Origin of the sequence: Paraburkholderia sp. BL25I1N1 (assembly GCF_003002025.1) — a bacterium.
Taxonomy (GTDB): domain Bacteria; phylum Pseudomonadota; class Gammaproteobacteria; order Burkholderiales; family Burkholderiaceae; genus Paraburkholderia.
This window is the reverse complement of sequence record NZ_PVZB01000002.1, coordinates 57,790-69,851: the sequence shown is the minus strand read 5'-3', so window position 1 is coordinate 69,851 and position 12,062 is coordinate 57,790. Positions and strand designations below refer to the sequence as shown.

The 12,062-nt window shown below is 60.2% G+C and carries 12 protein-coding genes; 5 read left to right on the top strand and 7 right to left on the bottom strand.

Annotation, left to right across the window (positions count from 1 at the left end; genetic code table 11):
• Positions 1 to 30 precede the first annotated feature (30 nt).
• A complete protein-coding gene (locus B0G73_RS03155) occupies positions 31 to 303 on the bottom strand; it encodes a hypothetical protein (RefSeq protein WP_106277844.1) in 273 nt (90 codons plus the stop codon).
• A gap of 180 nt (positions 304 to 483) precedes the next feature.
• Positions 484 to 1,470, bottom strand: coding sequence for a hypothetical protein (locus B0G73_RS03150; protein WP_258193169.1), 987 nt, complete (start codon positions 1,468 to 1,470; stop codon positions 484 to 486).
• Positions 1,471 to 1,854: 384 nt separating this feature from the next.
• Here B0G73_RS03150 and B0G73_RS03145 point away from each other — a divergent pair, with 384 nt between their 5' ends.
• The 4 genes from B0G73_RS03145 to hpnI all read left to right on the top strand — a co-directional run bounded on the left by B0G73_RS03145 (position 1,855) and on the right by hpnI (position 5,868).
• A complete protein-coding gene (locus B0G73_RS03145; RefSeq protein WP_258193159.1) occupies positions 1,855 to 3,243 on the top strand; it encodes a DUF2254 domain-containing protein in 1,389 nt (462 codons plus the stop codon).
• 17 nt (positions 3,244 to 3,260) lie between these two features.
• Positions 3,261 to 3,938 (top strand): carbonic anhydrase, encoded by a 678-nt coding sequence (locus tag B0G73_RS03140; protein ID WP_106277838.1) that lies wholly within the window; start codon positions 3,261 to 3,263, stop codon positions 3,936 to 3,938.
• Between the two features lie 512 nt (positions 3,939 to 4,450).
• Positions 4,451 to 4,699 carry a hypothetical protein gene (locus tag B0G73_RS03135; protein WP_106277837.1) on the top strand — a complete coding sequence of 83 codons (249 nt, stop codon included), beginning with the start codon at positions 4,451 to 4,453 and terminating at the stop codon, positions 4,697 to 4,699.
• Complete coding sequence (gene hpnI / locus B0G73_RS03130) at positions 4,696 to 5,868, top strand: bacteriohopanetetrol glucosamine biosynthesis glycosyltransferase HpnI (RefSeq protein ID WP_106277835.1); 1,173 nt, start codon at positions 4,696 to 4,698, stop codon at positions 5,866 to 5,868. Before B0G73_RS03135 ends, hpnI begins: the two co-directional genes overlap by 4 nt.
• A gap of 178 nt (positions 5,869 to 6,046) precedes the next feature.
• Here the strand turns inward: hpnI and B0G73_RS03125 are convergent, their stop codons facing one another.
• Positions 6,047 to 6,388 carry a hypothetical protein gene (locus tag B0G73_RS03125; protein WP_106277833.1) on the bottom strand — a complete coding sequence of 114 codons (342 nt, stop codon included), beginning with the start codon at positions 6,386 to 6,388 and terminating at the stop codon, positions 6,047 to 6,049.
• Positions 6,389 to 7,009: 621 nt separating this feature from the next.
• Here B0G73_RS03125 and hpnJ point away from each other — a divergent pair.
• The gene (gene hpnJ, locus B0G73_RS03115; protein ID WP_106277829.1) at positions 7,010 to 8,431 is read left to right on the top strand and encodes a hopanoid biosynthesis associated radical SAM protein HpnJ; all 1,422 of its coding nucleotides are present in this window, start codon (positions 7,010 to 7,012) and stop codon (positions 8,429 to 8,431) included.
• Positions 8,432 to 8,613: 182 nt separating this feature from the next.
• On the opposite strand, the gene B0G73_RS03110 is transcribed toward hpnJ, so the two are convergent.
• From B0G73_RS03110 to B0G73_RS03095, 4 genes are all read right to left on the bottom strand, one after another.
• A complete protein-coding gene (locus B0G73_RS03110; protein WP_106277827.1) occupies positions 8,614 to 9,270 on the bottom strand; it encodes an amino acid ABC transporter permease in 657 nt (218 codons plus the stop codon).
• 2 nt (positions 9,271 to 9,272) lie between these two features.
• Positions 9,273 to 10,019 carry an amino acid ABC transporter permease gene (locus B0G73_RS03105; protein ID WP_106277825.1) on the bottom strand — a complete coding sequence of 249 codons (747 nt, stop codon included), beginning with the start codon at positions 10,017 to 10,019 and terminating at the stop codon, positions 9,273 to 9,275.
• A 66-nt stretch (positions 10,020 to 10,085) separates the two neighbouring features.
• A complete protein-coding gene (locus tag B0G73_RS03100; RefSeq protein ID WP_106277823.1) occupies positions 10,086 to 10,910 on the bottom strand; it encodes a transporter substrate-binding domain-containing protein in 825 nt (274 codons plus the stop codon).
• Between the two features lie 67 nt (positions 10,911 to 10,977).
• Positions 10,978 to 12,051, bottom strand: a complete 1,074-nt coding sequence (locus B0G73_RS03095; protein ID WP_106277822.1) for an ABC transporter ATP-binding protein — start codon at positions 12,049 to 12,051, stop codon at positions 10,978 to 10,980.
• Between the last annotated feature and the right edge of the window lie 11 nt (positions 12,052 to 12,062).

Sequence of the window (12,062 nt, the reverse complement as noted above, 5' to 3'; positions counted from 1 at the left end):
ACGTGAGCCATTGAAAAAATCAGAATACTTTTACTGGCTCGTGCCGTGTTGGGCGGCTTCAACCGCAGTGTCACGCTTCTTTTTCGCTTCCGCTTTCTTGTGGTCGTAGACTTTTTTGGCAGCCGCGACCTCACGGTTGTATTCGCGATTCGCTGCGGCAACCTGCTGGTGCATCCTGACGATCTCATCAGGATGTTCAGAGGTTGACGATGAACTCGCGCCGGAACTTTGTTGCGCCCAGGCGCCAGGAAGGGACAACAGTGCAGCGGAAGCCGTAATGACGGCCGCAATGGTGCTTTTCATGAATATCTCCGCGTTGGTCTGCCAGGCAGCGGACTTCAGCCTATACAGATTGAGCGAGATGTTATATAGGACTTTGGTCCAATGAGGCGGGTTGGACAGCCTGCACGCTCTGCGGAGTCGGCCAGCCGCTCGCAACGTGCTGCTGGCAAACCGGGATTTGAGGGCGACGGTCCAAAAGAGCTAGAAACTCATTGCAAACCCGAATGAAACGCCATGCACGTTGTGTCCGAACACGTACCGCACCATCGCGCGCGTGCGCGTGATGATGACGGGATACCTGCTGCTGTCGAGTTCAAGCCCGACTCCCAACGACGTGAGGTCGTTGAACCCCAGCACGCCGGCACTGTCGCCGTAATAGTGCGAGTACGCGGCTTCCAGCACATAGCGGATCGGCCGGTCCAGCGCGTGCCAGCCGGTAGGGGCCCGCCAGCGTGTCCACAGGCTCAGTTGCTGCGCCATGGCCGATCCCTGAACTGCCTCCGATGAACCGCCGAAGCTGCGCAGGTAGATGTCGGTGGCACGCAGTTCGGCATCGATTTCGTAGTTTTCGCGGTAATGCTCGTAGTCGAGCATGAGTGAGCCACCGTAACCGTACGCGTCCAGCGAGCCATTCTCGAGAAACTGTAGATTGCGATCAGTGACGTGATTGAAGATCGACTGCCCCACCTTCAGATCGCTTGAAACACGTCCGATCGTACCGTTCAGGATCGGACGGAACACCAGTTCATTTGTGATCCGGAAATCCCAGCCGAGGCCCACCGTACCACTGAAAGTGTTCCACCGTGTCGGCACCGGACGCTGCTCTGCGCCCTCTGTAGCCACAAAGGTCGGATCGTAACGGCTATACGCGAGCGTGCCCTCCATGTACAACGGGAACGACTTGCTGATAGTGAAGCCGCCCCCGAACTGCGTCTGACCGAAGCCGGGATTGCCCGTAGTGCCGTTATTGACCGACAGGTTACTGGTCGTAACGTCGGGCACTGTTGTGTAGGTCATGATGGAGAGCACAGCGTTAGCATGTTGCTTCACATTGCCACCGACCACGGCACTGCCCGTCGGTTGGCTCGGCGCGGTCTGCGCATTCGACGGGCACGGCAGCAGGGCGAAGGTCAGAGCGCCGCACACCCATGCTGCGCGGCGGGGCCGACGCGTCGGGAGCGCGGGCATTTCAAGCGACCTCGCCATCGCCCGCACAATTGCAACCTGCCACACAGCGTACCGAACGAGCATGACACGCTCCTGTCAGTTAGATCGTTCTGCTTGTCTTCCACGAGACCGCCATTCCGTGCCAGCACAATAGTTCGAGACAACCGACCTGGCGCGCTACGACCGCTCAACCGTTCGCAGCACCAGGAGCAGGCTACATCGAAGCCCGCCCAATTGTATCGCTGAACGAGCCGATAGATTTCAGCGCCGATTACTGTAGCTGAGCTCGACGTCCCTATCCTGTGGGCCTAAGGTCTCATTGACCGGCCTGAAGTTCAGGGAACATATTGTGTCAGGGAGGTCCGTCTGTCCGCCGGTCGCGCACCGCGGCTAGAGAAGGAGGTCATGGACGTTCCCGCAGCGCTGGACTGGACACCGACGGGTGTCCGCTGCAATATGAATCGTAGGGAGATAGCAGGCATGGGCTGGAATCGCTGGTACAGTTTGAAGAGCTATCTGAGATCTTCGCTGTGGACCGTGCCGCTCTTCGCCGTCGCGATCTATGCCGTGGTGAAGCCTGCGGCCGAAATGGTGGGCAGGTGGATGATCAGACAGGGGAGCCTTGATCCTAAGACCGGCTTTCTTGGGCTGTCCATGACTGGCGCGCGGTCGTTGCTCGGTGACATCGTTTCCGCAGACATGGCGTTTCTGGTGTTTACGTTCGGTTCGCTGCTCGTCGCGATCCAGGTCGCTGGCGGTCAGTACACCCCGCGGATCATCGCGACGACACTGCTGCGCGATAACATCATTCGCGGCATCTCGGGATTATTCGTTTTCACACTGCTGTTTGCAAATAGAACGCTGGCGTGGATGGGGGAAAATGAGGTACACCAGCTTCAGTTGTTCATTGCGGCGCTATTTGGGTTCGCTTCGGTCGTCGCTTTCCTTTTCCTGATTGATTACGCCGCGAAATTTCTGCGTCCCGTGAGTCTTGTGGCGCGCGTCGGAGAGCAAGGGATCGCCGTCATCGAGAGCGTTTATCCAGCCCTGACTGCGGACGGAGCGACTCCCGCGAAACGTGACAAAGAGCGAGACGTGCCGGACCACATTGTTCGTCACCAAGGCAAGTCCGGCATCGTTCTGGCCTTGAATCTGAAAATGCTGGTGACCAAGGCACGGCGTGCCGATGCAGTCATCGAATTCGTGCCGCAAGTCGGTGATTTCGTCGCGATGGGCGAACCCTTGTTCCATTTGTACGGGAACTCTGGCGCAATCGACGACAGCAGGCTGCGCGCGCTCGTTGCTTTCGGAACGGAACGCACGATGGAGCAGGACCCTATGTTCGCGTTTCGCATCCTGGTGGATATTGCGCTGAAAGCGCTTTCGGCAGCGATCAACGATCCCACCACAGCGGTGCTTGCGATCGATCAGTTGCACCGGCTATTGCGGGTGGTGGGCAAACGGTCTTTGCACATCGAAGAGATGGTGGATGGGTCGGGACGGGTGCGTGTGATCTTGTGGACGCCCAAATGGGAAGACTTCGTGCACATTAGTTTCCGCGAGATACGACAGTGCGGCGCGGGCAGCATTCAAATCGCGCGGCGTCTGCGCGCGGCGATAGAGAACCTCATCCAGAGGCTGCCGGAGCATCGTCATGCCGCGTTGCTCGTCGAGTTGATGCTGCTCGATCGCGCGATCGCGTTGAAGCATCCGTTTCCGGAGGACCTGGCGTTGGCACGTATCCCTGACTCGCAAGGGCTTGGAGGTTCGGCAGCCTCGCCGGCGAACAACTAGCCTTGCGGAGGCAAGCCATGCGCAAACTCATATTGGGTATCGTCGAATTCCGCGAGAAAATGCTGCCGCAATACGCGAAGCAGTTCAGCAAGCTCGCGCTTTCGCAAGCGCCTGACGCGCTCTTCATCACGTGCTCGGACAGCCGGGTTGTACCCGATCTGCTTGCCTCGACCCATCCGGGCGATCTGTTCACGATGCGCAACGTCGGCAACCTGGTACCGCCGGCGACCGCAGAGGGAGTGTCTACCGGGGACCTCTCCGAGGCGAGCGCGATCGAGTACGCAGTGCTGGTGTTGAAAGTCGCGAATATTGTTGTATGCGGGCATTCCGGGTGCGGCGCGATGAAAGCCGTGTCTACACGCAATGCCAAGCTGAAAACGCCCAACCTCGATAAGTGGCTGTGCCACGCCAACACCGCGGCGTTTCGCCTCGAACACGAAGGTCCACTCGATGACAGGCTGAAACCGCACGATCAATTGTCGCAACTCAACGTACTTGTGCAACTCGAGCATCTCATGACTTACCCGATTGTGCGCCAGCAGGTCACTGCCGGGGCGCTGGTGCTGAGCGGCTGGTGGTTCGACATCGCGACTGGCGACATGTATGCCTACCTGCGCATGAGCCGCTCATTCGAAGTCATCGACCGCGCGATGGCTGACCGGATCATTGAGCGCCTTGCCGCACGGGCACGGTGAATGGTTTTGTCGCAGTACGGTTCGCGGAGTGAAGTCGAATCGATATGCAAAGTATTGCTTACGTTGCCAGGTCGTTAACCGTCGTTCACGCGTTGCTGATACCCAGTTTGAAATGATGCATCGTATTAGCTCATTTTGGTCTAGGATGTAAAAGCCAGAAAGCGAATGGCCCGGTCGTCGGCACGGGTCACAAGCACCGGGAGGCACGCTCAATGGGCTTTGTGTTGTCAGCCGTGATTTTCCTAACGTCGACCGGATTCCTTGTCGACGCTGCGCTAGCGCCGACCCCGCCGGCGGTGATTGTGCCAGCCGCCGCTCCCGGTGCAAGCGAAGGCGGCACCACGGTCCCGCAGTTAAGCCCGGAGGGCTCCGGCGAAGCCACCGCTCCCTAGGCAGGCTCTAGTTTTACCTCCATCTACACGGCGCAGTTCGTTCAGAGCGAGTTTTTACTTGCAAGCATTTCATTGGTCAAAAAAACTGTAAGCGCACTAGCGGTGCTTACGGGAGGCTTCATGAAAACTTCATTCTTGCAGGTCCCGTTGTACGACGTTTTCGATAAATATTTCGATCCTGCGTTTGCTTTCATCGAGAGGACCGAAGATCCATGTGCAGTGGAGTTTGATGCCCAGCCTGCGTCAGTCGCCGCCGATGCGCAGGTGCTTTGCGCGCCGCGCCGTGTCCGGGCACGACGTTTTGCAACGAGGCGGTGCCTTCGCGAGGGCGTCAGGTTCTTCCATTTCCTGCCTGGTCACGCAGCGTGAGCGCCGTGCGTCTGTTGATCGTGGCCATGGCGGTGGCGTGCGGCGCGGGGGCGGTATTCGGAATCGCCTATACGATCGTCGCGGCCCTGCTAATCAGACGTTTTTTCCGGCGCTCGGCGTGCGTGCCGAGCAGCTATCCGCCAGTCACCATCGTCAAACCGCTGTACGGCGACGAACGGGGATTGCTCACCAATCTTTCGAGCTTTTGCCACCAGGACTATCCCGGCCCGGTGCAGTTTCTGTTCGGCGTGAACGACCCGGCGGATCCAGCGCTACTCACGGTCGATGCCCTGCGGCGCCTGCATCCCGAAGCACACATCACCGTGGTCGCCGATGCGCGGCTGTATGGGCCGAACCGCAAGATCAGCAACATCCTGAACATGATGCCGCAAGCGCGATACGACGTACTGGTGTTTGCTGACAGCGATGTGAGCGTCGCACCCGACTACCTGGGCAAGGTCATCGGCGAGTTGCAGAAGCCGGGCGTCGGACTCGTCACGTGCATTTATTGCGGCAAACCCGAAGCGGGTTTCTGGCCGCGCCTTTCGGCGAAAGCCACCAACTACCAGTTCCTTCCGGGCGTGGTAATCGCCCTCGAACTGGGCCTCGCGCGGCCATGTTTTGGGCAGACCATCGCGATGCGACGCACGACGCTCGACAAGATCGGCGGTTTTGAGCAATTCGCCAGGCATCTGGCCGAGGATCATGCGATCGGTGAGGCGGTGCGGCTCGCTGGCGAAAAGGTGTCGATCCCGCCCTTCACGGTCGCGCATGCCTGCGTTGAAAGCAGTGCGCGCCAGCTGATCGCGCACGAACTACGTTGGAGCCGCACGATCCGCCGTGTCGATCCACTCGGGTATCTCGGGTCGGTGCTCGTTCACCCGCTCGCGTTCGCACTGTTTGCCGTGATGTTGTCCGGCGCCGCCGCGTGGTCGTGGCAACTCGTCCTCGCGACAATGGGCGCCAGGCTCGCGCTTGAGCTGGTGTCGGACCGCGTTCTGCGTCATGCACATCGTGATCTATGGCTGTCGCCGCTGTGGGATATCGTTTCCTTTGCGATATTCGTCGCGAGTTTCTGGTCGTCGCGTGTGACATGGCGCGGCTTCCGTTTCGAAGTGGACAGTGATGGCCTGTTGTCGTCCGTTCAGGACGAACGGGTAATCGATTGATGAAGCAAAAGCGATTCGCGCGCATAAGTCGGGCTATGCGGGGGGGCGGGTTGCTTCGAAGTGCCGGCATCGCTGCTGCGGCGGGTGCTGATGCGCAAATAGCCCGTACTGACAAACTGTTTGCTATGGATGGGATGGCTTATCGAGCCGACGCGCGGACGTTCGTCGAAGAGCGCGTCTACGGGTCCACCTCCAGCGTTACGCCGGCGCATCGAAGCACGTGCAGGTAAGCGACCGTATCCCCGACGGCGGCGGCGGCCTGCTCCGCAAGCATCCGCATGTACGCTGACTTTTCGGCGCGCGCCATCATCGTCTCGAGCGCGTCCGAATCTGCGAATCCGTGAGCTGCCGCTGCCCCGAGTACGGCATCGAGAACGCGTCGGGCCGCAACTCGGGCAGCAATCGGCGCCAGCGGAGCGCGATAGGTAAGAAAGCCTGCCATCAGCAAAAATTCGGTCGGGCTGATGTGCTTGCCATTACCAAGAGGAACACCGTCGGTATTGACTCGATCTTGCATCATGGTTCGTCTCCGGCTTTGCAGCAGCAAGCGCTGTGATTGCGCGAATCCGTGTCGCTATTGCCGCTGGCCGTTCCGTAGGGGATTCGACGACGGCCCGGTGCTGCGCGGCGCCGGACCCTCTGATGTCTGGGGTGAGTCTCGGGCGGCCCAGAGATAGTCTAGTACAGGATGAATCGCCGATGCCGTCAAAAGCGGTTAGGATTGCCACAGCGTTGTCTTTTAAGTGTGTGTTTCGCTAAGCTGGGCATCGACACCGAGTTGATACGACCTTTCCAATTCCAACGTAATCACGCTGCGCCGGCCGGCAGGTTAACAGGTAAATTTTTTGCCATGCCGACATCCCAAGTCGTAGTATTCTTGATCCGCCTCCTGCTCCCCAGCTTTAGCCGCTGCCTCACTACTTCGCGTCGACTGTCGTGCGGCTCTGAGAATATGATGGTGCGGCGAATCGCTGCACGCCAGTTCCCTTGGGGCCCACAGGAGACGACAACGTCCAAAGCAACTCCAGTCATTGTCATCTTTTTGAAGGCTTCGAAACACTTGGCGAACATCGCCGAGGCCTGGCGAGTCCGTGCGGGTGACTGATCCCGGCCACGCAGACTATTCTCTTCGAGGGCATTCATGAAAACGCTGTTTCTGCAGGCACCTTCATATGAAGGCTTCGATGGCGGAGCGGGCTCACGCTTCCAGACGAAGCGCGAGATTCGATCATTCTGGTACCCAACGTGGCTAGTCCAGCCCGCTGCGCTGATTGAGGATAGCCGCGTCGTGGATGCTCCCGCGGACGGCCTGTCGCTGGAAACGACACTCGATATTGCTCAGCAATACGAACTGGTCATCATTCACACAAGCTCCCCATCGTTCCAGACTGATGTTCAATTCGCAGAGCACTTAAAGCAGCGCAAGCCCTCAATCCTCATCGGGATGATCGGGGCAAAAGTCGCCGTCGATCCTCAGGGCTCATTAGCCGCGAGCGACGCACTCGACTTCGTGTGCCGTGAAGAATTCGACTTCACTTGTCGCGAGATCGCACAGGGCCTCCCGTTCGCATCGATTCTCGGTCTCAGCTATCGCCTGGCCGACGGCGGGATCACGCATAACGAGGCCCGGCCGATTCTCGAAGACATGGACCAGTTACCGTTCGTCTCGCCGATCTACAAGCGCGACCTGACGCCCGAGAACTACTTCAGTGGCTATCTCAAGCATCCGTATCTGTCGCTCTACACAGGGCGAGGCTGCAAATCCAGGTGTACCTTTTGCCTCTGGCCGCATACGGTCGGGGGGCATCGCTACCGCACGCGTTCGGTTGAGAACGTCCTCGCAGAAGTGAAATGGATCAGGGACAACATGCCCGAAATCAGGGAGATCATGTTCGACGACGATACCTTTACGGATCTCAGACCGAGAGCCGAAGAGATCGCTCGTGGTCTTGGCAAGTTAGGGGTGACGTGGTCGTGCAACGCGAAGGCGAACGTGCCGTATTCAACCCTCAAGGTCATGAAAGAAAATGGGCTACGGCTCCTGCTCGTCGGGTACGAATCCGGCGACGACCAGATTCTCGTGAACGTCAAAAAGGGCCTGCGGACCGATATGGCTCGCCAGTTCAGTGACGATTGCCGCAAACTCGGCATCAAGATCCACGGCACGTTCATTCTCGGGCTTCCCGGCGAGACGCGCGAAACGATCCAGAAGACGATCGAATACGCGAAAGAGATCAATCCCCACACGATTCAGGTGTCACTCGCTGCGCCCTATCCGGGAACCGTCCTTCATAAGCAGGCGGTCGAGAACGGATGGTTGAATGAAGGGAAGGTCATCGCCCTCATCAATTCGACAGGCACTCAAGCTTCCACTATCGGCTATCCGCACCTGTCGCGCGAAGAGATCTACCTTGGCGTTGAGGAATTCTACAAACGCTTTTATTTCAGACCAACAAAGATCTGGGAAATCGTCCGTGAGATGCTGATAAGTTGGGAGATGATGAAACGGCGCCTGCAGGAAGGCGTAGAGTTTTTCAGATATCTTCATTCGCGCAGGGCATGAAGCGCGGGCGTGCGGCGATAAGCAACGCCTCGCGTGTTTCTCAAAGCGGCAGCCGGCATCGCGGGTGATCGAAAACTCATGCGGACGCGGGTAATCGTAACCAGATGACTGAGCATGTCGGTTGAAAAGAGGGTGCCGCTTCATTTGCTTGCCGCTTTTTGTTCATGCGCGGGAGCGAGGCATCAACGATGTTGCCCCACCTTCTGCCGTTTTTCCAGCACTCGCGCGTACCACGTCAGCGGGAAGCACATGGCGAAGTAAATCATCGCGACCATGCCGTAAATCGGGAACGGGCGGAACGCGGCGTTGGTGATCATGGTGCCGGTCTTGGTCAATTCGGTGAAGCCGATGATCGACGCGAGCGCGGTGCTTTTCACCACCTGCACGAGAAAACCGACCGTCGGCGCCACCGCGATTTTGCGCGCCTGCGGCCACACGATATAGCGTAACTGCTGGCCGAACGTCATGCCGAGACTCGCGCCCGCGGCCCACTGGCCGCGCGGCACGGCTTCGACACAGCCGCGCCAGATATCGACCAGATACGCACTCGTGTAGAGCGTCAAGGTGACGGTGGCTGCGACCCACGGCGACACATCGACACCGAGCAGCGGCAAGCCGAAAAACGTCAGAAAGAGCTGCATCAGCAGCGGCGTGCCCTGAAACACCTCTACATACAGCACGACGATGCGGCGCAGCCAGGCGATCGGCGACACGCGCATTGCGAGCAGAATCAGCCCGACAACGCCGCCGCCGACAAACGCGATCAGCGACAGCAACACCGTCCAGCGCGCGGCAAGCAACAGATTGCGGGCGATGTCCCACAGCGTGAATTCGACCATGATCAGCGCTCCGTGGGCAGAGTGCGGGCGCCGCGCCACATCAGGCGATTGCGCCAGTTACGCGGCGCGCTCTCGTTGCCGCGCGCCGCACGGCCCGCGAACAGACCGCGGCCGAGCCGGTTGAGGATTTGCCGCAATACGATCGACAGCACCAGATACGTCGCGGTGATGATCAGGTAGCTCTCGAACGAGCGGAAGTTGCGCGACTGGATGAAGTTGGCGGCGTAAGTCAGATCGGGCACGGAGATCTGCGAGACTACCGCCGAGCCGAGCATGACGATCAGCACCTGGCTCAGCAGCGCCGGAAACACATTGGCGATGGCCTGCGGCAGCACGATGAAGCGAAACACTTGCCGCCCATGCAGACCGAGCGCCTGCGCCGCCTGCACCTGGCCGCGCGAAATCGAATCGATGCCGGCGCGCACGATCTCGATGGCATAAGCGCCGAGATTGACGGTCATGGCCAGAATCGCGGCCTGCACTTCATCGATATGAATGCCGAGGCTCGGCAAGCCGAAGAACACGAAGAACAACTGCACGATGAACGGGGTGTTGCGGATCAATTCCACATAACTCGCCACCACCCAGCGCGCCCATTTCGGCCCGGCCACCGCCACGCTAGCGCCCGCGATGCCGACGATCCCGCCGAGCACGGTCGAGACCGCCGTCAGCCCCAAAGTCACGGCGACGCCGCGCGCGAGCATCCCCGCATAGAGGCCGAAGCCGCTGAAATCGAACGCATAGGTCATGGCGTGGCGCTCATCGTGAGGTCAAACTCCGGCGCGGACCACGCTGCGTGGTCCGCACAAAAAGGTTCAGAGGTCGGCCGGCAGCGGCGCACGCAGCCACTTCTGCGAAATCGCGTTCATGGTGCCGTCCTTGCGGGCCTTGGCAATCGTTTCGTCGACCTTCTGCTTCAGACGCGGCTCGTTCTTGTTCAAACCGACGTGATCGGGCGAGCTGAACAGCGAGAATTTCTGCTCGGGATCGTTGGCCGGATGACGCGCGAGAATCGTGGCGCCGACGTCGTTGCCGACTACCATCAACTGTACCTGACCAGAAAGGAACGCCGAAATTGCGCCGTTAGGATCGTCGAATCTTTTGATGTTCGCCGAGGGCGGCGCGATCTTGGTCACGCTCAGGTCTTCCAGCGTGCCGCGCGCGACCGAAATGGATTTGCCGGCGAGGTCGGCGGCGTTCTTAACCGGCAGGGCTTTCGGGCCGAACACGGCGAGATAGTACGGCGCGTACGGTTGCGAAAAATCGATCACCTTTTCGCGTTCCGGCGTCTGGCCGACTGACAGCAGCATGTCCGCCTTGTGGTCGGCGAGATAGGCCATGCGGTTGTCGCCCGTCACCTGCACGAGTTCGACCTTGGCGTTGAGCGCCTTGCCGATCAGGTTGGCGACGTCGATGTCGTAACCCATCGGCTGCATGTCCGGGCCGATCGAGCCGAACGGCGGATAGTCCTCGAACACGCCAATGCGTACCGTGCCCGATTTGGCGATGTTGTCGAGCGCGTCCGCATGCGCAGCCGACGGCAACGCGCACAGCGCGCCGAGAGCGGTGAAGGCCAGCGTCGCGGCGAGCGTGGCGAACACGCGGCGGGTGCGGGTCGGGGTAGCGGGGCGGTGGTTCATGGTCTGTCCTCTGTCGAAAATGTCGGTATTGGAATGGGCGAGTTTGCGTGGGTCGGTGGCGTGCGGCTCAATGCGGCGCGCGCGCGGCGATCAGTTTGCACGCGTGCGGTGGCAATTCCGCGAGCACCGGCGTGCCGAGCGCGAGCCCCGGTGTTTCGCGCGGCGTGGTGGCGGCCGTCAACGTGAAGCCGGCGCAATCGATGGTCGCTTCGAGCGACGCACCCACGTCGCGGATAAACGTCACAGTGCCTAGCAGCCGGTTCGGACCCGCCGCGTCGGACGCCGCTTTCACGCACACGTCTTCCGGGCGGATCAGCAAACGGATATCGCTGCTCGACTCCGGCACGCGCGCCGGTTGCGCGACGCTGATGCGCCGGCCGCCCGGCAAGCTGACGACGCCTCCGCCGTCGTAGGTGACCGGCAGGATATTGCCGAGGCCGATGAAGTCGGCGACAAACTCGCTGACCGGATCGCGATAAATATCGAGCGGCTTGCCGACTTGGGCAATGCGGCCTTTTTCCATCACGACGATTTCGTCGGCCATTGTCATCGCTTCGCGCTGGTCGTGCGTGACCATGATCGTCGTGATGCCGAGGCGCTGCTGCAGCAGGCGGATTTCCACCTGCATGGCTTCACGCAGCTTGGCGTCGAGGGCGGAGAGCGGCTCGTCGAGCAGCAGCAGTTTCGGCTGCGATGCGATCGCGCGCGCAATCGCCACGCGCTGGCGCTGGCCGCCGGAGAGTTGCGTGACCGGCCGGTTCGCCATGTGCGGCAACTGGATCAGTTCCAGCAATTCCGTCACGCGGCGCGTCTGCTGGTCCTTCGCGGTCTTGCGCAACTTCAGCGGATACGCGATGTTCTGCGCGACCGTCATGTGCGGAAACAGCGCGAGCGACTGAAACACCATGCCGAAGTCGCGCTGGTTTGCGGGCAGCCGCGTGATGTCGCGCCCGGCGAAATGGATCGTGCCCGAGGTCGGCGTTTCCAGCCCGGCGATCATGCGCAGCAGCGTGGTCTTGCCGCAGCCGGACGGACCGAGAAAGCACACCAGCTTGCCGTCGGGCACGCTCAGATCGACATTGTCGACGGCATGGGCCGCGCCGAAACGCCGGGTCACGGCCTGCAACGTTAAATGGGTCATCGAATGCTCCA

What these genes read in the sequence shown, in the direction of transcription:
- B0G73_RS03155 (WP_106277844.1), bottom strand. Translation starts at nt 303, where the DNA reads ATGAAAAGCACCATTGCGGCCGTCATTACGGCTTCCGCTGCACTGTTG.
- B0G73_RS03150 (WP_258193169.1), bottom strand. Translation starts at nt 1,470, where the DNA reads ATGCCCGCGCTCCCGACGCGTCGGCCCCGCCGCGCAGCATGGGTGTGC.
- B0G73_RS03145 (WP_258193159.1), top strand. Translation starts at nt 1,855, where the DNA reads ATGGACGTTCCCGCAGCGCTGGACTGGACACCGACGGGTGTCCGCTGC.
- B0G73_RS03140 (WP_106277838.1), top strand. Translation starts at nt 3,261, where the DNA reads ATGCGCAAACTCATATTGGGTATCGTCGAATTCCGCGAGAAAATGCTG.
- B0G73_RS03135 (WP_106277837.1), top strand. Translation starts at nt 4,451, where the DNA reads ATGAAAACTTCATTCTTGCAGGTCCCGTTGTACGACGTTTTCGATAAA.
- B0G73_RS03125 (WP_106277833.1), bottom strand. Translation starts at nt 6,388, where the DNA reads ATGATGCAAGATCGAGTCAATACCGACGGTGTTCCTCTTGGTAATGGC.
- hpnJ (WP_106277829.1), top strand. Translation starts at nt 7,010, where the DNA reads ATGAAAACGCTGTTTCTGCAGGCACCTTCATATGAAGGCTTCGATGGC.
- B0G73_RS03110 (WP_106277827.1), bottom strand. Translation starts at nt 9,270, where the DNA reads ATGGTCGAATTCACGCTGTGGGACATCGCCCGCAATCTGTTGCTTGCC.
- B0G73_RS03105 (WP_106277825.1), bottom strand. Translation starts at nt 10,019, where the DNA reads ATGACCTATGCGTTCGATTTCAGCGGCTTCGGCCTCTATGCGGGGATG.
- B0G73_RS03100 (WP_106277823.1), bottom strand. Translation starts at nt 10,910, where the DNA reads ATGAACCACCGCCCCGCTACCCCGACCCGCACCCGCCGCGTGTTCGCC.
- B0G73_RS03095 (WP_106277822.1), bottom strand. Translation starts at nt 12,051, where the DNA reads ATGACCCATTTAACGTTGCAGGCCGTGACCCGGCGTTTCGGCGCGGCC.